General features: G+C 63.8%; 17 protein-coding genes. 11 read left to right on the top strand and 6 right to left on the bottom strand.

The genetic code is table 11. The features are described 5' to 3' along the window. Window positions 1-184 precede the first annotated feature (184 nt). The 6 genes from CXZ05_RS03745 to CXZ05_RS03720 all read left to right on the top strand — a co-directional run bounded on the left by CXZ05_RS03745 (window position 185) and on the right by CXZ05_RS03720 (window position 8,567). Window positions 185-1,933: an L-lactate permease gene (locus CXZ05_RS03745; RefSeq protein ID WP_102971286.1), complete on the top strand. Its 1,749-nt coding sequence runs from the start codon at window positions 185-187 to the stop codon at window positions 1,931-1,933. A gap of 86 nt (window positions 1,934-2,019) precedes the next feature. After that, window positions 2,020-3,390: an FAD-binding oxidoreductase gene (locus CXZ05_RS03740; protein ID WP_102971285.1), complete on the top strand. Its 1,371-nt coding sequence runs from the start codon at window positions 2,020-2,022 to the stop codon at window positions 3,388-3,390. 129 nt (window positions 3,391-3,519) lie between these two features. After that, complete coding sequence (locus tag CXZ05_RS03735) at window positions 3,520-4,245, top strand: FadR/GntR family transcriptional regulator (RefSeq protein ID WP_102971284.1); 726 nt, start codon at window positions 3,520-3,522, stop codon at window positions 4,243-4,245. A 654-nt stretch (window positions 4,246-4,899) separates the two neighbouring features. Next, a complete protein-coding gene (locus CXZ05_RS03730) occupies window positions 4,900-6,234 on the top strand; it encodes an MFS transporter (RefSeq protein ID WP_102971283.1) in 1,335 nt (444 codons plus the stop codon). 38 nt (window positions 6,235-6,272) lie between these two features. After that, window positions 6,273-7,529 carry an aminopeptidase P family protein gene (locus CXZ05_RS03725; RefSeq protein WP_102971282.1) on the top strand — a complete coding sequence of 419 codons (1,257 nt, stop codon included), beginning with the start codon at window positions 6,273-6,275 and terminating at the stop codon, window positions 7,527-7,529. A 183-nt stretch (window positions 7,530-7,712) separates the two neighbouring features. Continuing rightward, complete coding sequence (locus CXZ05_RS03720) at window positions 7,713-8,567, top strand: IclR family transcriptional regulator (RefSeq protein WP_374754623.1); 855 nt, start codon at window positions 7,713-7,715, stop codon at window positions 8,565-8,567. Between the two features lie 100 nt (window positions 8,568-8,667). On the opposite strand, the gene CXZ05_RS03715 is transcribed toward CXZ05_RS03720, so the two are convergent. Then, a complete protein-coding gene (locus CXZ05_RS03715; RefSeq protein ID WP_102971281.1) occupies window positions 8,668-8,970 on the bottom strand; it encodes a helix-turn-helix domain-containing protein in 303 nt (100 codons plus the stop codon). Window positions 8,971-9,040: 70 nt separating this feature from the next. On the opposite strand from CXZ05_RS03715, the gene map reads away from it, so the two are divergent. Continuing rightward, window positions 9,041-9,817 carry a type I methionyl aminopeptidase gene (map, locus tag CXZ05_RS03710; protein WP_102971280.1) on the top strand — a complete coding sequence of 259 codons (777 nt, stop codon included), beginning with the start codon at window positions 9,041-9,043 and terminating at the stop codon, window positions 9,815-9,817. A 40-nt stretch (window positions 9,818-9,857) separates the two neighbouring features. Here map and CXZ05_RS03705 read toward each other — a convergent pair whose 3' ends face one another. Then, on the bottom strand, window positions 9,858-10,313 hold the full coding sequence (locus CXZ05_RS03705; protein WP_102971560.1) for a nucleoside deaminase: 456 nt from the start codon (window positions 10,311-10,313) through the stop codon (window positions 9,858-9,860). A gap of 58 nt (window positions 10,314-10,371) precedes the next feature. Next, entirely contained in the window at window positions 10,372-11,814 is a 1,443-nt protein-coding gene (locus CXZ05_RS03700) for a M23 family metallopeptidase (protein WP_258006428.1), read from the bottom strand. 486 nt (window positions 11,815-12,300) lie between these two features. Between CXZ05_RS03700 and CXZ05_RS03695 the strand changes: the two genes are divergently transcribed. Together CXZ05_RS03695 and CXZ05_RS03690 are read left to right on the top strand one after the other, a co-directional pair. Next, window positions 12,301-12,543: a hypothetical protein gene (locus CXZ05_RS03695; protein ID WP_180987260.1), complete on the top strand. Its 243-nt coding sequence runs from the start codon at window positions 12,301-12,303 to the stop codon at window positions 12,541-12,543. A 7-nt stretch (window positions 12,544-12,550) separates the two neighbouring features. Next, window positions 12,551-13,456, top strand: coding sequence for a diacylglycerol kinase family protein (locus tag CXZ05_RS03690; RefSeq protein ID WP_102971279.1), 906 nt, complete (start codon window positions 12,551-12,553; stop codon window positions 13,454-13,456). Here CXZ05_RS03690 and CXZ05_RS03685 read toward each other — a convergent pair. Genes CXZ05_RS03685 through CXZ05_RS03675 form a run of 3 tightly spaced genes read right to left on the bottom strand, consistent with a single transcriptional unit; the run spans window position 13,449 to window position 16,259 of the window. Further along, window positions 13,449-14,042, bottom strand: coding sequence for a GNAT family N-acetyltransferase (locus CXZ05_RS03685; RefSeq protein WP_102971278.1), 594 nt, complete (start codon window positions 14,040-14,042; stop codon window positions 13,449-13,451). The genes CXZ05_RS03690 and CXZ05_RS03685 overlap by 8 nt on opposite strands. A gap of 35 nt (window positions 14,043-14,077) precedes the next feature. After that, window positions 14,078-15,325 carry an ABC transporter permease gene (locus tag CXZ05_RS03680; RefSeq protein WP_102971277.1) on the bottom strand — a complete coding sequence of 416 codons (1,248 nt, stop codon included), beginning with the start codon at window positions 15,323-15,325 and terminating at the stop codon, window positions 14,078-14,080. A gap of 4 nt (window positions 15,326-15,329) precedes the next feature. Continuing rightward, window positions 15,330-16,259, bottom strand: a complete 930-nt coding sequence (locus tag CXZ05_RS03675; RefSeq protein WP_102971276.1) for an ABC transporter ATP-binding protein — start codon at window positions 16,257-16,259, stop codon at window positions 15,330-15,332. Between the two features lie 103 nt (window positions 16,260-16,362). Between CXZ05_RS03675 and CXZ05_RS03670 the strand changes: the two genes are divergently transcribed. Together CXZ05_RS03670 and CXZ05_RS03665 are read left to right on the top strand one after the other, a co-directional pair. Next, window positions 16,363-16,782, top strand: a complete 420-nt coding sequence (locus tag CXZ05_RS03670) for a hypothetical protein (protein WP_102971275.1) — start codon at window positions 16,363-16,365, stop codon at window positions 16,780-16,782. A gap of 236 nt (window positions 16,783-17,018) precedes the next feature. Then, window positions 17,019-18,203 carry an IS110 family transposase gene (locus CXZ05_RS03665; protein WP_102971274.1) on the top strand — a complete coding sequence of 395 codons (1,185 nt, stop codon included), beginning with the start codon at window positions 17,019-17,021 and terminating at the stop codon, window positions 18,201-18,203. The last annotated feature ends 756 nt before the right edge of the window (window positions 18,204-18,959 follow it).

Here is an 18,959-nt window from a genome sequence, read left to right as displayed (position 1 = left end):
CAGACCGATACGTAAGGTCGGTCCGTAAAGCAGAACATGTTTTCCGCATGACGGAATACGCCCCATCGGTTTGAGTCTCTCTATTGTCGCCAAAGTTGCCTGAGGACCTCCCGGTGGAGATGACGCTTTCAGCTCTAGGCGCCACATACTTTCCCTCCCCGCTCCAAATACAAAGGAGTTTTTTGTGAGCACTTACCAGCAAGTCGTTGATCCCCTCTGGGGTTCACTGGGCCTATCCGCCTTGTGTGCGGCGTTGCCGTTGATTCTTTTGTTTGTCCTGTTGGGTGTTTTCCGTGTTAAAGCAGCCAAAGCCGCCCTCATCAGCCTGCTGCTGTCCATCGTCCTGGCTGTCGCGGTGTGGCAGATGCCAGTGGATCAGGCCCTCAGCGCCACCGCCGCTGGCGCCTTTTACGGACTCTTTCCTATCCTGTGGATTCTGGTGAACGCCCTGTGGGTCTACAAGCTCACCGTCGCCACCCCGTGGTTCGATGCCCTGGGCCGGACGATCAGGTCCATCTCCAATGACCTGCGCATCCTGTCGATCCTGATCGCGTTCTGCTTCGGCGCCCTGCTTGAATCCCTGGCCGGATTTGGCGCGCCGGTGGCCATCACGGCAGCAATGCTCATGGCGGCCGGCATGAAACCGCTAAAGTCCGCCGTGGTCTCGCTCCTCGCAAATACTGCCCCAGTGGCCTTCGGCGCCATGGCCGCACCCATCATTGCCCTGAACGGCGTCACCGGCCTGCCCCTTCATGACCTCTCCTCGATGGCCGGCCGTCAGACGCCATTCATCGCCCTGATCGTGCCGCTCCTGCTCGTCTTCATCGTGGACGGCAAACGCGGCCTGAAGCAGACCTGGCCGGTGGCCCTGGTGGCCGGCGCGGTATTCGGAATTTTCCAGTTCATTACGGCGAACTATTTCGCCGTTGAGCTTACGGACGTTGTGGCCGCCGTAGCCACGGTGGCAGCCGTGCTCCTCATGCTTCGTGTCTGGCAACCCAGGGAAACCATAGAGATGTCAGGCCAGGTCAGCGGCGACGACCAGCCAGGGGACGAGCTGCCGTCCGGCGCGTCCACGCCCGCCCGCACCGCCCCGGGACGAGTTCCGGCTTCTGCCTCCGTAACGGAGGCAGTATCGGCGGCAGCCACCACCCGGGTGATGACGCGGGCCGACACCGCACAGCGGCCCGAACCACGGGAGATCTGGATGGCCGTCGCCCCCTACCTGATCATCATGACCATCTTCTCCATAGCCCAGATTCCCGCGGTAAAAAGCTGGCTAAGCGTCGTCGGAAGCGTCAGCTTTGCGTGGCCGGGCCTGGACGTGATCGACGCCGAGGGGCAGCATGTTGCCGCGCAGAAGTTCAAGTTCGACCATCTCAAGGCCACCGGTACGCTGCTCTTGATCTCCGGCGCGATCACCATGGTCCTGTACCGCGTGCCTGCCTCCCAGGGCCTGCGGATCTACTGGGAAACCCTCAAGCAGCTGCGGTGGACCATCGTGACCGTGACATCTGTCCTCGCCCTGTCGTTCGTCATGAACCTGTCCGGGCAGACCACTTCCCTCGGTCTGGCCCTGGCCTCGGCCGGCGGCTTCTTCGCCCTGCTCTCCCCGGTAATCGGCTGGATTGGAGTCGCACTGACCGGCTCTGACACCTCATCCAACTCGCTCTTCGGCCAACTCCAGGTTGCCGCAGCCGAACAGACGGGCCTGCCTCCGGTGCTGATGGCAGCGGCAAACTCTTCCGCCGGCGTGATGGGCAAGATGCTGTCGCTGCAGAACCTGGCGGTAGCTGCAGCTGCTGTTGGCCTCGAAGGGTCCGAAGGAACGCTTTTCAGGAAGCTTCTGGGCTGGAGCCTTGGGCTCCTGGGCATCATGACCCTTCTGGTTTGGCTGCAATCAACCCCGGTACTTGGCTGGATGGTTCCTTGACTTCCGCGTCACCCACGCAAACGAACATGGCAATGCGGAGCGGTTCCAACCGACTTATGCCCCAAGAAAACAAAGAGGTTACTTCGATGACTATTTCAGCAGTTGTTACACCGTCAGCAGCTCTTCTCAACGGTAGTGCACACTCTTCTACCGATCTGGACGAGCGTGTCCGGGTGAGCACGGACCGTTCCGGCTACGTTCCGCCCAGCCTTCCGGACGGTGTCGTTTATGCCACCAGCGCGGACGACGTCGTCCAGGCAATGAAACTTGCAGTGGCGCATCACGTCCCCGTTGTTCCACGCGGTGCCGGGACCGGGCTGGCGGCCGGAGCCTCAGCGAAGGCAGGAGAAGTGGTCCTCGACCTGTCCCGGATGAACCGCATCCTCCATATCGATCCGGTGGAGCAGTTGGCGGTGGTTGAGCCCGGCGTCCTCAACGCCGAAGTGAACGCGGCAGCGAACGCCCATGGCCTCTTCTACGCGCCGGACCCTGCCAGTACGGCCATATGTTCCATCGGCGGCAACATTGCCACGAACGCCGGTGGAATGTGGTGTGCCAAATACGGCGTGACGCGGGAGTCCGTCCTGGCGCTCCGTGTTGTGCTGCCCGATGGCCGGATCCTGAAAACGGGGCGGGAGACGATCAAGGGCGTTACCGGATATGACCTGAATGCCCTAATGATCGGCTCTGAAGGAACTCTCGGTGTGGTGGTGGAGGCAACGCTGCGGCTCCGGCCCCGCCCGATCCAGACTGCCACCGTAGCCGCGTACTTCCCCGATGTCGACGCCGCCGCCCTGGCTGCTTCCGCCATTATCGCGGCCCGGCTGCAACCGTCAGTACTGGAACTTATGGACGGTCCCACCCTCGAGGCCGTCGATGCTGCGCTCGGAACCAACCACCGGTCAAAAGGCGGCGCCTTCCTGTTGGCCCAAACCGACGGATACGGCGCATTCCTGGAACAGGATGTCCTCCTCAAAGCCATCGAACCGTTTGCCAGTCACATCGAGAAGGCTGTTGACATTGCTGACGCGGATGCGCTCGTCGCCACTCGAAGGGAAGCGATTCCATCGCTGGAACGCCTTGGCCGCGTTTCGATCTGCGACATTGGCGTGCCACGTAACAAGCTCTCGGCAGTTTTCGCCGGGCTGGAAGACATTTCCCGGAAAACGGGGGTGCGTATCTTCAACGTTGCCCATGCTGCCGACGGAAACCTCCACCCGATGATCGTCGTGGGTGAAGGCGAATCCATAACGGACGGGCCCGCCAAAGCCGCCCTCGGCGAGATGTTCTACTTGGCTCAGCGTCTTGGTGGAACCCTTACCGGGGAACACGGCGTCGGCCTTCTCAAGCGGGACTGGCTCCAGGAAGAGCTCGGAGACATCTCCCTCGAACTACAACGGTCCATCCGCAATGTCTTTGACCCGCAGGGGATCCTGAATCCCGGCAAAGCCATCTAAGCGGGACGGGGCAGAAACGTCCGAGGCAGGGGGATATTGGAACTGTCAAGCGTTCCAATATCCCTTTCCTGGCCCTCCTTGCGGTGCGCACCGGAAAGCAGGCCGCCGGGCATAGGGCAGGATAGAAGAATGACTGGAGCAGCAGAAGAATCAACAGCGAAGCGAACGTACGATGCTCTGCTCCAGGACGTTGAAGCGGGCCTGCGCTCCGGGCGGTTCAAGATCGGGGACCAATTGCCCGGAGAGCGCATCCTGGCGGAAACCTACGGGATGTCCCGGGCATCTGTGCGCGAAGCAATGCGCATTCTGGACGCCCTGGGGGTCCTGCGGAGCTCCGGAGGCGCGGGTCCGAAATCCGGCGCGGTCATCGTCTCAGAACCGTCAGCAGGGTTGTCCTCCACGCTCCGCATGCACATCGCCAGCAGGCGGCTCCCGCTGCACGACATTATCGAGGCCCGCATCATGCTGGAAACAGGAGCAGCCCGGGCGGCTGTGCAGCATGATGATCCGGCCGGTCTGCAGAAAGCCAGGGAACTGCTCCTGACGATGGATGCCCCGGACATGGATCATGAAACCTTCCATGCCCTCGATGCGCAGTTCCATTTAGCCCTCAGCGCATTGGCCGGCAACACAGTGGTTGAAACCATCATGGAATCCTTGAGTGGCTCAATCCGGGACTACATCAAGGACGCCTTGGTTTCCGTCGGGCAGTGGCCTGTTGTCCTCGCGGAATTAAGGGCCCATCACCACGCCATTTTCGATGCCGTTGAAGCCAAAGACGCCGACCTTGCCGCTGACCTGCTGCGCAAGCACATTACCTGGCTGTACGAGCAGGCAACGAACGCCCACGGCTGAACTGAACTACTGAGGCCCTGAGCGCCGAAGCGCGGAAATCCCGGCAACGGTCCATCGGCCAAACAGGTGGACGCCGGATGGCGTTTCTACTACGCCGATGAGAAGGCGGGCGCGCTCTTTGACAGAGAGTATGCAGACGAGGCGGACGCCCTAACCAAGTTCCTGGATCTGGCCCGACACAACAGCAAAACGTTGAAAAGACGCTGGGCCAAAAACCACGACCGCTAGCCAGCGCAGCCTTCGAGCAGCGGAGCATACCCCTGACTCCTTGGCGAACCGCCGGCCAGCACCTGCAGGGTGACTTCACTGGATTACGCGCGGGCATCTCGACTACACCCCGGAGAAGGCGCTCGTGGCCGCCCGCATCCTGAAGGAGCTCGGCAACCTGACCAAAGGTGAGGACGCGTCAGGAAAAACCCGACGAAAGGTGAGGACGCGTTGCATCTTGGCGCGCCCGCATTTCTCGCTTGATCACAACGTTGTTGCAGCTACAGCAACCAAAGGATTCCCTCCGCGGCACCCCGCTTTACAGCGGGGACAAGGGGATGCGCCAAAGAAACAACAAGATGCCCATTGACGGGTGAGCTGGGTCACGCCTACTCTGGTGCAACAGTGTTGCAGCAGAAGCAACCCCAAGCTTTCATTGGTGGACACATGGAACACCCCCCAACCCAAACTTCCAAAGCAGCTGACCCTGAACTCAAAGTCGAGGAGGTCAACAAGGACACCCGGCGGCGGGTCATCACCGCGAGCTTCATCGGCAACTTCGTCGAATGGTTCGACTACGCCGTCTACGGCTACCTGGCCGGCATCATCTCCACGGTCTTCTTCCCCGAGGCCGACCGCCAGACAGCACTCCTGGCGACCTTCGGCGTCTTCGCCATCTCCTTCTTCGTCCGTCCCCTGGGCGGCTTCTTCTGGGGCCACATCGGCGACCGACTCGGACGGCGGAAGGCACTGTCGCTTTCGATCGTCATCATGTCCGTGGCCACGTTCTGCATCGCCCTGATCCCCGGCTACGGCACCATCGGCATTATGGCGCCGGTCCTGCTCCTGCTGGTCCGCGTCGTCCAGGGGTTTTCCGCCTCGGGCGAGTACGCCGGCGCCTCCGCCTTCCTGGTGGAGTACGCACCGGCACATCGCCGCGGACTCTATGCCGCCGTCGTACCCGCAAGCACCGCGGCGGGACTGTTGCTGGGCAGCCTCCTGGCTGCGCTGCTCACGTCAGTCCTCAGCGAAAGCCAGCTGCACGACTGGGGATGGCGCCTGCCGTTCCTGCTGGCGGCGCCCATGGGCCTGATCGGCCGCTACATCCGCACCAAGCTCGAGGACACGCCCGCCTTCCGCGCCCTGGCCGAGGACGAAAACAAAACCAAAAATCCCGCCAGGGAGATGTTCCGGACCAACAGGAAGCAGCTCATCATCGCCACCGGCGCGGTGCTGCTGAACGCCGTCGGCTTCTACGTCATCCTCAGTTACATGCCCACCTACCTCTCCGAGGAACTTGGCCTCGGAGCGGGCGAGTCCTTCCTGGCCACCACCATCGCGCTGGCCAGCTACATCGGCTTCATCTTCCTCACCGGCATCGCCTCGGACAGGTTCGGCCGCAAGCGGATGCTGATCACCGCGTCCGTGCTGTTCATGCTGCTGACGGTCCCGGCGTTCATGCTCCTGGACACGGGCAACTTCCTTGTCATCGTCCTGGTCCAGATCCTCCTGGGCGGCATGCTCACCCTCAACGACGGCACCCTGCCCAGCTTCCTTGCCGAACTCTTCCCCACGAAGACCCGGTACAGCGGCTTCGCCGTCAGCTTCAACCTCTCCAACGCCCTGTTCGGCGGCACCGCCCCGTTCATGGCCACCCTCCTCATCGGCCTCACGCACAACAAGCTGGCCCCCGGCTGGTACCTCGTGGCCGCCTCACTGGTTTCCCTCATCGCAGTCCTGTTCGCCGTGGAGACTTCCAAGAAGCCCCTGCAGCAGCACTGACAACAACACCCACCCAAGAAAGAAAAGGACAAAACCGCATGACCATCACCGAGAATGAAGCTGTCAACGACGTCGCCAAGCTCGAGCGCCTCAAGGTCCTCAACAACGGCGAGAAGGTCACCCTGACTTTCTCGAATGAAGAGTTCGAGCGCCGCCTCGCGGGCCTGCGCAGCATCATGGCCGAGAAGGACCTGGACGCCGTCGTCCTGACCAGCTACCACTCGATCAAGTACTACTCCGACTTCCTGTTCACCTACTTCGGCCGCTCGTACGCCATGGTGGTCACCAAGGAGGACACGGTCACCGTCACCGCAAATATCGACGCCGGGATGCCCTGGCGCCGCAGCTACGGCGACAACCTCGTGTACACGGACTGGCGCCGGGACAACTACATCTTTGGCATCCAGGAAGTGCTTCGCACCCGCGGCATCAATGTCCGCCGGCTCGGCGTCGAGGACGACTCCCTGCCGCTGGACAACCGCAACAAGATCCAGGCCGCGTTCTCCGGCGCCACACTGGTGGACGTGGCCCAGGCCGCGATGCGCCAGCGCATGATCAAGTCCGCCGAGGAAATCGAGGTCATCAAGCACGGCGCCCGGATCGGCGACCTGGGCGGCGGAGCCATCCGCAACGCCATCACCGCCGGCATCACGGAGTACGAGGTGGCGCTGATCGGCACCGAGGCCATGGTGCACGAGATCGCCCGCACCTTCCCCAACTCGGAGATCCGCGACACCTGGGTCTGGTTCCAGTCCGGCATCAACACTGACGGCGCGCACAACTGGGCCACCACCCGGAAGATCCAGGAACACGACATCCTGTCCCTGAACTGCTTCCCCATGACCTCCGGCTACTACACGGCGCTGGAGCGGACGCTGTTCTTTGGCGAACCGGATGCCCGTTCCCTCGAACTGTGGAACATCAACGTGGAGGTCCACCGGCGCGGCCTGGAACTCATCAAGCCCGGCGCGGTCTGCAAGGACATCGCCGCCGAGCTCAACGAGATCTACGTGTCCCACGGCCTGCTCGCCAACCGCACCTTCGGCTACGGCCACTCCTTCGGCGTCCTCAGCCACTACTACGGCCGCGAAGCCGGGCTCGAGCTCCGCGAGGACATCGACACCGTCCTGGAGCCGGGCATGGTGGTCTCCATGGAACCCATGATCACCGTCCTCGACGGCCAGCCCGGCGCCGGCGGCTACCGTGAGCACGACATCCTGGTGGTGGGCGAGGACGGCGCCGAGAACATCACCAAGTTCCCGTTCGGCCCCGAGCACAACATCATCGGCGCCTAACGCCCTGGTGAACTAGCAAACAGGGCATGCCCTCCCCTGCCGTCCGTTGTCGCCAAGGCTTGTGTTTTAGCAGCCTTGGGTTAAGTACGACGACGGCGGGCGGCGGGGAGGGCATGCCCGCCCCCGCTTCCGCTAGGCAACAAAAGACCGGAAGCACGACAGCGAAGAAATATAGTGAACACCATGACTCCCCCGGCGACACCCGCTAACACCGCCCCCGACGCAGGCAAAGACATGGGCAAAGACGCAGGCAACGGCGACGCCCGCGGCGCCTCGGTGATCGTCAACGCCATCGCCGTGCTGCGCAGCTTCACAGCCGACGAGCCGATGCTGGGCGTCACGGAGATCGCCAGCCGGGTGGGCCTGCACAAGAGCACGGTGTCGCGGATCCTTGCCACGTTCGAGCAGGAGCACCTGGTGGAGCGGGACCCGGACACGCGCCGCTTCCGCCTGGGGCTGGGCCTCATTGCGGTGGCCGGGCCGCTGCTGGCCGAACTCGAGGAGCGCCGCGTGGCCTATCCGGTGCTGCGCGAACTGACCGAACGCACCGGCGAGACCAGCGCACTCATGGTGTGGAACGGCACCGAGTCCATGTGCGTGGAACAGATTGCCAGCCGCCAGCAGGTCAAGCACACCGCCCCGCTCGGTGCCCGCTACAACAGCGCTCTCAGCGCCTCGGTCCAAATCTTCCTGGCCACCGAACAGCCCGAACGCGTCCGCACTCTGCTCCAGAGCGGCACCATCACCCTGCCCGGCCTCGACGACCACTCGGTCGAGGAGTACCTGCAGCGCCTCAAGGAAGTCGCCAAGCGCGGCTGGGCCATCAATTACGGAGAGACGTCCATCGAGGAAGTTGGCATTGCCGCCCCGGTCTACGACCACCGCGGCGACATCGTGGCCTCCGTCCTCATCCCCGCGCCCAGGTTCCGGGTCTCGCCCGATACCCTGCAGAGCCTCGGCGAGGCCTGCGCCAGCGCGGCCCGTCAGGCCACACAGCGCCTGGGCGGCGTGGCGCCGAAGGAGCGCCGGAGCGCGTAGTCGGCCGCAGCGCATAAGACCCGCGAGCATAAGAAGCCAGACAGCCCGGCGGCGGAGACGGCACCTTGTCGGACCCGGTAATGCAGCTGCATGGTTGCGCTTACGAAGCCAGCCGGCCTCCTGCGCTGCGCCCGGAGCCGGCCGGTTCAACATCGCGTTCGGGCCGGGTGATTTCGGCCCAGACTGCGTCGAGTGAGAGGCCCAGGACATCGGCGATCGCAGCGATGGTCGGGAAGGCAGGGGTCGCTACGCGGCCGGACTCAATCTTGCGGAGGGTCTCCGGTGAGACCCGGGCATCGAGCGCGGTCTCGAGCATCGAACGGCCTCCCCTGGCGCGACGCAACAGGGCACCGAGACGCTGTCCGCGTTCGACTTCTTCGGATGTGAGCGGCAACCTGACCATGGCTCCAATACTAATACCGGGATAATATGGCCGGTATAGTTATTGGCCAACAGCATGAGAAGGGCGCCGCATGATCGAGATCCTGAACCCCGCCGAACTGGCCCGAGCAAAAGCGTCCGGCGCCTTGGTCGCCGACATTCTGCACACGCTGAAGAGCCGTAGCGCGGTGGGCACCAACCTCCTGGAGATCGACCGCTGGACCCAGGCCATGATCCGTGAGGCTGGAGCGGAGTCCTGCTACGTCGACTACGCGCCGTCCTTCGGACGCGGGCCGTTTGGCCATTACATCTGCACCGGCGTCAACGACGCCGTGCTCCACGGGCTGCCACGCGACTACACGCTTGCGGACGGCGATCTGCTGACTCTCGACCTCGCCGTCTCCAAAGGCGGAGTCGCTGCAGACGCCGCCATCAGCTTCATCGTGGGCGAATCAAAGCCCGCGGAGAGCGTCGCGATGATCGACGCGACCGAACGTGCGCTGAGTGCGGGGATAGCCGCTGCCGGACCCGGGGCCCGCATCGGCGACATTTCCCATGCCATCGGCTCGGTCCTCAGCGAGGCGGGGTACCCGATCAACACGGAGTTCGGAGGTCATGGCATCGGATCAACCATGCACCAGGACCCGCACGTTCCAAACACCGGGCGGCCCGGCCGAGGGTACAAGCTGCGGCCGGGCCTTCTGCTCGCACTGGAACCGTGGGTCATGGCGGACACGGCCCAGCTCGTCACTGATGCCGACGGGTGGACGCTCCGAAGTGCGACAGGATGCCGGACGGCTCACAGCGAGCACACGATCGCCATTACGAACGACGGAGCCGAAATCCTCACCTTGCCGAACCACAACTAGACGACGTGAAGGAGCGCAGGTCTCCGGCCCCTTCATGTTTCTAATAGTCCTCCTCGGCGATGTCCTCTGCCCACAGGGCCGGGTTGTTGTCCTGAAAGGTGCGCATCATGTCCACGCAGCGCGGATCATCCAGGACCACCACCTCAACACCACGTGACCGCAGAAGCTCGAATTCGCCGCCGAACGTGCGCCCTTCACCCACCACCACGCGGGGAATCTTGAACTGAATAATAGTTCCGGTGCACATGGCACACGGGGCAAGGGTGGTGTAGAGCGTGGTGTCCCGGTAGCTCTTCTGCCGGCCGGCTGCACGAAGTGCGGACATTTCGCCGTGCGCGATCGGATCCCCGTTTTGGACTCGTTCGTTGTGCCCGCTCGCGATGACCAGGCCGTCACGGGCGAGCGCTGCTCCGATGGGGATGCCACCTTCGCGGAGGCTTTTTTGGGCGGCTTGGTAGGCGGTTTCGAAGGCGGTGTGGTGCTGTTCGTGGGTCATGCGGTCATTTTCGCAGGCGGAAGCCATCAGCTCCAGAAGACAGCTCTAGGAGCCCCCTCTACGGTGCTTCCGTCTCAGTGGCAGCAGGTACAGCTGGGGGCGCCGGCACAGGAGCCGGGGCCTCAGCCGGCGCCGGAGCCGGAGCCGCCACAGGAGCCGGAACGGCCACGGGAACCGGTGCGACGACCGGAGCCGGAACGGCCACGGGAACCGGTGCGACGACCGGAGCCGGAGCTGGTGTTGCCGGAGCCGGCACTACAACCGGGGCCGGAGCTGGTGTTGCCGGAGCCGGCACTACAACCGGGGCCGGAGCCGGCGTAACCACAGGAGCCGGCACAACAACCGGAGCTGGCGTAACCACAGGAACCGGAGCTGGCGTTGCCGGCTTGGGCGTAACCACAGGAACCGGAGCTGGCGTTGCCGGCTTGGGCGCAACCACCGGAGCCGGAACCGGCTTGGGCTTGGGCGCAACGACCCTGGGTGCGGGAACCGGCTTTGCCGGCTTGGGCTTGGGCGCGGCCACCTTCGGTGCCGGAACCGGCTTCACCGGCTTGGGCTTGGGCTTGGGCGCGGCCACCTTCGGTGCCGGAGCCGGCGTTACCGGCTTAGGCGAGGCCACCCACTGCGCCGGAACCGCGGCCCACGAGTACGAAGGCTGCGCTGTGGAAACAGACGCGGCGGCGGCAGCGGAAGACCTGGCCGCTGAAACGACAACGGCAGACGACTCATGCCCTTCGTCCGACGCTGCATGGCGAGCGCTGGCCTCCACCGGAACAGCCCAGGAGGGGGTCTCCGTAGCGGTGCCGGACTTCCGGTAGTCGGTCATCTTGATGTTGGCAACGGGCCCCGAGTGACGCATCCGCAGCAGAGTCCAATTGTCGGGGTCCGTGTGTTTCCCGTTCAGAATGGTTTCGAAGTGGAGGTGGCATCCGGTTGATGACCCCGTGGTCCCGACCTTGGCGATGAGTTGCCCCACCTGGACCGGCTGGCCCTTCTTCACGCCGATGCCCTCAAGGTGGTTGTAGGTGGTGATCAGGCCGTTGCCGTGGTCGATTTCCACTCTGTTGCCGCCGCCCCAGGGATGCCATCCAACGGCCCGCACCACGCCGGCATCCGCAGCATACACGCGGGTTCCGCAGGCGGCGGAGAAGTCCTGGCCCCAGTGAAACTCACCTGCCGAGCCGGTGATGGGACTCGTCCGCAGCCCAAAGTGGGAGGTGGGGGTAAGGACCTCCAACGGCGCCATCAGGGTTCCTGCCGCGGGGCGTCGCACCTTGCTCGAAGCCGCATGGAGTTTTTGACTCACTGGCTTTGCCGCGGTGAAGACCACCGTACGGCTGTAGGACACGTAAGCGTCCGCCGAGGCCGAGACGGCAGCGGCGGTTGAAACGAAGGTGCCTGAAACGGAGCCCTCCGCATCCGAAGCAACGGAAGCCGAAGCCACCGTGGCCGATCCAAGGGGCACGTTGACTGAGGTGTCACCGCGCATGTCGGCCGGCACTTGCCCGGACGATAGACCGGACGAAAGAACTGGGCCAGCGCCCTGGAATCCAAAAGCATAGACCGCCAGGAACGCAGCGCCTGCGCCTATCCTGACGGCACGACTCAGAACTGGACGGCCCAGGACGGCATGACGCAGGTCCTGAGGCGTGCGCCGGACAGCGGCAGGTGCCAGATGCTTTGACATTAGATCTCCCCATAAAAGGCCGCCGGATGCTGGTGGATGGCGGCATGCTCCTAACATGGGAGCATGCCGGGCAGGCCAGCGAAACCGATTCGGCCGCATATGTGGATAAGCTCAGAAAATCTTGACCGGGCCTTTCCTGAACTGCGCAAATCTTCAGCCGACGTTGAGGAATCCCGGCGGACGTCTTCACGTAGGGCGCGGGCCCGTTTCCGGCTCCCCGCGGGGCAGCGAGCGCCGATGTAGGGTTGTGCTGACGAACAGTTACCGCACGTCCAACACGAGGAAGCCGCGGGTGCAAGAGTGAACGAGTATGAGGCCTCACTGGTCATGAAGTCCGGAGCGGAACTGCTGTCTTCGGCGTCCTCGGACCCCCGCTCGGAGGAGGGCTATGCGGCCGTCAAAGCCAATATCTCGGAAGCACTGGACCGCATAGCCGAAGCGCTTGCGAACTTTGAGGCCAGCTCGGGAGGCCCCAGCCGTTCAACGGGCTGGGTCCAGGACCTGCACCGCGTGGCGGACGACCTGGTGGATCGACAGGGCTGAAAGGCTGATGACAGCGAGCGCTCCCGACCGGGCACCTTCAGCCAGTTTTGACCGGGCCGTCCTGGTCTTCAATCCCGGCAAGCCCGGCATGGCCGCCAGGATCAACGAGCTGCAGCGGGAACTGTCCGCCGGAGTACCGGACCTGCAGATTGATCTGCTGCCCACGGATTTTGCCGGGCACGCACGCGACCTTGCACGGTCAGCCGCGGCGACAGGAAGACCGCTCATTGTTTCGGTCAGCGGCGACGGCGGGTACAACGAGGTTGTCAACGGGGTGATGGATGTCCCCGGCAGCAGGGCGGTCTGCACAGTGCTCGCGGCGGGGAACGCCAATGACCATCACCGAAGCATGCCCGCCAAGCCGTTGCCGGAGGCTGTTCGGGAAGGCCGGGTCCGGCACATCGACCTGCTGCGCATCACGTTCGGGGAGGAACAGCCGGCGCAGGTTCACTATGCCCACTCCTACATAGGCTTCGGACTTACACCACTGATGGCCATCGGCATCGAAAGCGGCGGAAAGGGCAAATTCCTCGAACTCCTCTCCGTCGCCCGCACGCTCTCCCATTTGAGGCCGTTCGAGCTGGTCCGGGCGGACGGCGCCACCGCCCGCTTCGACAGCCTGATCCTGGCCAACATTTCCCGGATGGCCAAGTATGGGACGGTCAGCGAGTCGGGCGGTCCCGACGACGGCCGGTTCGAGGTTGTGACGCTCCCCCACTCCGGGCGGTGGAAGATGGCCCTGATGACTCTTCGGGCCGTGACGCTGGGACTCGGGAACCAGCCAAGCGTCAGCAGCTACGCCTTCACCACGCGGGATGCCGTTCCTTGCCAGATTGACGGCGAGGTCAGGCATCTTCCCGCCGCCACCCATGTTCGGGTGGAAAGTGCGAAGGGCGCCCTGGCCGTTATCTGACCCAGGGGCGCCCCTGGGATGCGCCGGCCGGGTTCAGCTCCCATTCACTCCGGGAGATCGCGTACTCGACGTCCCCGTGTTCGTCGCCCGGGATGGATACGGGCCAGTCAGCGACGAAGGAACGTACCAGGCGCATCCCGGATTTCTCCATCACCCGTCGCGAGGCGGTGTTCACTGCCATGGTCTGAGCAACGACACGCTGCACGCCGAACTCGGCAAACCCCTTGGCGATCAGCGCACGGGAACCCTCGGTGGCGTACCCCTTCCCCCACGCCTCGCAGCGCAGCCGATAGCCCAGCTCCGGCTGGTCGGGCGGATCGCCGGGGGCGGGCCGGAAGTGGAACCAGCCCAGGAAATCTCCGGTTGATTTCTCCACCGCTGCCCAGAACCCGTAGCCGGGGAATCTCCGGTAGTAGCCGAGGAATGCTGGAAGGTAATCGCTTTCAATCTCACCCCGGGGCGTCGGGGCACCGCCCGTGATGTACCGCATCACGCGCGGATCGCCGTCGAGCTCCACGAGCAGGTCTGCGTCGTGGGGATTGAACTGCCGCAGCACCAGCCGCTCGGTTTCCAGGAAAATGAGCATGCGGACATTCTCGCACCGGGACCGCAACAAACCGGCTACTTGGCGGTCAGTTCCTTCCGGCGGAACGTCCCGGCGATGGAAAGCTTGCGGCCGTATTCGATGGAGCCGTAGCGGAACAGGTGCACGGCCAGGCGCAGGATGAGGATCCCCACGATGAACACCTCGGCGATCACGATGGCTGATTCGACGGCGCCCAGGGTTCCGAAGCCGTTGCGGAGCAGCGCGGTGACGGGGGCGGTGAGCGGGAAGTAGGTGAAGACCTGCACGATCAGGGCTGTGGGGTCGCTGATGATGAGGCTGACCGCGTAGAAGGGCACGAAGATCAGTGCCATCAGCGGGCCGAAGATGGTGCCGGCTTCCTTGGCCGTGGGCATGATTGCGCCGATGGCGACGAGCACGCCGGTGAACAGGGTGAAGCCGCCCAGCAGCAGCAGCGCGCCGGTGATCATCGGCACGGGCTCGAACACCAGGGAGGACAGGTCGAGGTCGGGCAGGGCCACTGAATCACGGAAGAGTAAGTAGGCGGCGGCAATCGGGGCGAGGAACACCGTTATCTGGAGGAGCCCGACGGCGAACAGGGAGATGATCTTGCCGGTCACCAGCGTGGTGGGGTTCAGCGTGGTCAGGATCATCTCCGTGACCCGGTTTTCCTTCTCCTCCAGCGTGCTGTTGAGCATCTGGTTGGAAAGCAAAATCATGCTGACGTAGAAAATGACCAGGAACACCAGCGGCGGTATCACTGAGCCGATGCCTCCGGCGACCCGGCCGTCCCGGTACGTTTCGGCGTCGAACGTCACCTCCCCGCTCAGTGCCGCGGTGACTTCCGGTGCATTGACCCGGGACTGGGCAGCGGTGACCAGCAGGTGCTTGGCCACGGCCTCGTACTTGCCGTTCTCGAACATGCCCTTGTCCGCGCCATACACCTTGACCGGCTCGGTGGCGGGATTTGCCGGGTAGGCGAAGTAGGCCTCGCTGCTGCCGTTTTTCACCGCCTCGAGCGCGGCGCCGGGGTTGGTTGTCAGGCTCCCGCCGGCGGCCTCAGCCAGCGGCGCGGGGATGAGGCCGGAGGCGTCGGTGTAGGTGAAGGTCAGCGCCGAGTTCTTCTGGGCGTCTGCGTTTGCCTCGGTGCTGGAGTTGCTGGCGTAAACGAGGGCGAAGATAATTGCAAAGACCACCGGGATGGCCAGGGTGGCGATAACGAACCCGCGCTTCTTGATGGTCCGCATGAATTCGAACCCGACGACGGTACCCAGGTTGTGCTGTTTGAATGCTGTGCGTGCCATGGTCCTAGACCTCCGCCATTTCGTGCTGTTCCCCGTACACCTGGATGAAGATCTCCTCGAGCGACGCCCGCGCCGTGGCGAAGCTGCGCACCGCGACGCCGGCTCCGATGAGTTCCCGCAGCACCGCTGTTTCGTCGGCTCCGACGGCGGGGGCCAGCTCGGCGTGCCCGTCGCCGTCGCGCACCACGTCGTACAGGTCCGAGGCGGGCAGGATGCCCTCGTAGCCCAGCCGGTAGACGGTGCCGCCGAACTGGTCCTGGACTTCGGCGACGGTCCCGTATGCCCGGGCCGTGCCGTCCTTGAGGAGGATGACCCGGTCGCAGAGCCGTTCCACTTCCTCCATCTGGTGGGTGACCATGATGACCGTGGCGCCGGCGAGCTTCTGCTCCTCGATGATGTCCATCAGCAGCCGCCGGTTTACCGGGTCGAAGCCCTTCGTGGGCTCGTCGAGGATGAGCAGGTCGGGGTCGTTCATGATCGTGACGCCGAGCTGGACCTTCTGCTGCTGGCCGCCCGAGAGCTTGTCCAGCCGGACGGCGGCCTTGTCCGCCAGGCCGACGCGTTCCAGGTAGGTCTGCGACCAGGCGCGGGCTCCGTGTTTGCTCAGGCCCTTGAGCCGGCCGAAGTAGACCATCACGTCCAGGACCGCTTCCTTCTTGTACAGGCCCCGTTCCTCCGGCAGGTACCCCAGCCGGGCCCCGTCCCGCGGCTCGAAGACCTTCCCGCCGATGTGCAGGGTGCCGGCGGTGGGCTGGTAGATGCCCAGCAGCGCCCGCAGGGTGGTGGTTTTCCCGGATCCGTTGCTGCCCAGGAACCCGAAGGTCTCCCCGGCCCGGACATCGAAGGACAGGTCTTTGACGACCGTCGTCTCCCCGAAATCCATGCGAAAGTCTTTGATGTGCACAAGCGGCTCTACCGCGTCCCCCAACGTCATGGAAACAGCCTAGCCGAGCCGATGCGGCCGTCCCGGTTCGGGCCACGAATTCTCTCCCGGGAAAGTCTCGTCAGCGCCCCGGCCCCACGAGTACCTTTGTGCCATGACGGAGGACTTTGGCCAATACGCGGAGGAATCGCAGGAGATCGCGAACGATCCGCGGCAGATCGGGTATTGGTTCTTCAGGGCGCTCCATGACAGGGCGAGGAACCTGGATGACCTGCATCTGATTGTGACCCCGGAGTCCCGCCCGTTGTGGGGGGCCTTCGAAATCGCCGCAGCCCTGCTGGACTCCATCGAAGACCCCGGCATGCTCCAGGAAGCCGTCTACGCCCACGGAGACCTCGAGGTCTGCTACATGCGCGTTATCCGGGAAGCCAAGGAGCATACGTTCATCACGCCGGCCACAATCCTGGACGACCCGCTGCTGATCACGCTCGTGTGGCGGCCCGACCACGGCCGGTGGATGGTGCACGGCTTCGGAGACATGGTGCACCCGGACAGGGTTCCCCGCGGGGCCTAACCCTTCGAGTTCGCTGTTCCCACTCTCGTCACGGCCACCGTCCACCCCCAATACCAGGGCCTAGCCTAGCGATGGGCAAAGTTGGGTCCGGTCGGATCATCCCCGCTGGTGCGCAAAAGCTAAATCCTTACGGTGATTGAGGCTGGATTGGGGGCGTTGTAGGCTCTCGACCAACCCAGGGGTGCCGGGTATGGCTAAAAGCTAAATGGCCGGACTTTGCGTGACGGCCCCGAAGGATTGGCCGCCCGGCATCCCGCGATGGCTCGACCGCTAATTGCGTACTTCTCGACGATGAAGGAAACCGGCTGCTATCCCGCAAGGTGGCGAACGACGAGGCCGCGCTCACCGAACTACTCACCGATGTTTTGGCTCTCGCCGCGGGGCGTGAAGTCCTCTGGGCGACGGACCTGAACCGCGGCGGAGCCGCGCTCTTGATCGGTGTCCTCGAAGCCCGCCACCAGACGCTTGTCTACATCCCCGGAAGATCCGTTTACCACGCCTCGCGCACATACCGGGGCGACGGGAAAACAGACGCTAAAGACGCAGCCATCATCGCCGACCAGGCAAGGATGCGGCGGGACCTCCAACCCATCCGCAGCGGCGACCAAATCAGTACCGACCTGCGGCTACTCATCTCCCGACGCACTGATCTGGTCTGCGACCGGACCCGGGCAATCAACAGACTCTGCGCCGTCCTGCTCGAATACTTCCCCGCCCTGGAAGCCGCCTTCGACTATGCCATGCTCAAGGCGGCAGTAGTCCTCCTCACGAAGTACACAACCCCCGCAGGCATCCGCCGCGTCGGCGAAAGCCGCATCGCAGCTTGGCTGCGCAACCAAGGCTGCTACAACGCAAAAACCATCGCCTCCAGAGCGGTCGCTGCTGCCCACGCACAACACACCACGGTGCAGGCCCAGGAAGTCGGCGCTGACCTGGTTGCCGCTCTGGCACGCACTGTTCTGGACCTGCATAAGCAAATGGCAGAAGTCGAAAAGCAGATCGAAGCCCGGTTCCGCGAACACCAACACGCGCAGATCCTTCTCAGCATGCCCGGCTTCGGTACGCTCCTTGCGTCCGAGTTCCTCGCCGCCACAGGCGGCGACATGACCGCCTACGACAGCGCCGCCCGCCTGGCCGGCGTCGCCGGACTAGCACCAGTCCCCCGCGACTCAGGGCGCATCAGCGGCAACTTCCACCGTCCCAAACGCTACGACCGCCAGCTACTCAACGCCTTCTACCTCGCCGCCCAGTCTGCAGCACGATACTGCCCCCAAAGCCGCACCTATTATCAGCGCAAACGCAGCGAAGGCAAGAACCACAAACAAGCCGTCCTATCCCTCGCCAGACGCCGCCTGAACGTCCTCTGGGCCATGCTCCGCGATGGAACTCCTTACCAACAACCCGCTGCTATGGCCGCCTAACAAATAGCGCGGCACCACTGGAATGGGTCTCGCAAGGAATCAAGCCCTAGGCTGTGGCTGATCGTAATAACAGGGGGTAAACGACTTGACCAGCGTAAAAGCCGTAGATGCTCATTATGAGAAGCACTTTGGCGGGGAACCCGAGTATTGGAGCTTCAACGACAATCCAGACATGGTCGGCGTACTCGAGTGACCCAAAGGAACATCACGTCATCGATTCCATATGTATGCGACGCTCGGTCTTTACGGCCTGATTCACGGTCCTTTGAACCCCCAACACGGCTTCGAACTCTATACATGCGTTTCAGCCGGGAACGATGACGTCAGGCTGTCCTTTGCCTTGATGGCCAACTATCTGATCTCCGACGGGATCACCGTGCAACCAGGCCAATTGGTGACACCAACCGTTGACCCCATATTCGAAGGCCCGGACTTCACGTCATGGCTGATGCTCGAAAGAGTTGACGACTTCATTCCTCCACTACAGCTGGACAACGGCCACGTGGCCTTCCTGGACGCCCACGCCAGTCTTCGCCGAAGAAGCCCAGCGTGTGAAGGAACACGGCCTGGACGGGCTATTTAATATCTGGGACGAAGACCCACCCCGACTTTCTGACCTGAGCCGCAGCCTCCCAAGCCCCCTCAGCTAGTAGGCTGGGACTGTCTGAATAACGGTGGATCCGTGGTTGGCCTGACACGCCGGGCGTTGCCTGGCGGGGAGGACCGATCATGAGCGACACCATGGATCCCATGGCG

It is taken from the genome of Arthrobacter sp. AFG20, assembly GCF_002892795.1.
Taxonomy (GTDB): Bacteria; Actinomycetota; Actinomycetes; order Actinomycetales; family Micrococcaceae; genus Arthrobacter.
The sequence above is the reverse complement of the archived record's forward strand: the minus strand, read 5'-3'. Positions and strand labels throughout refer to the sequence as shown.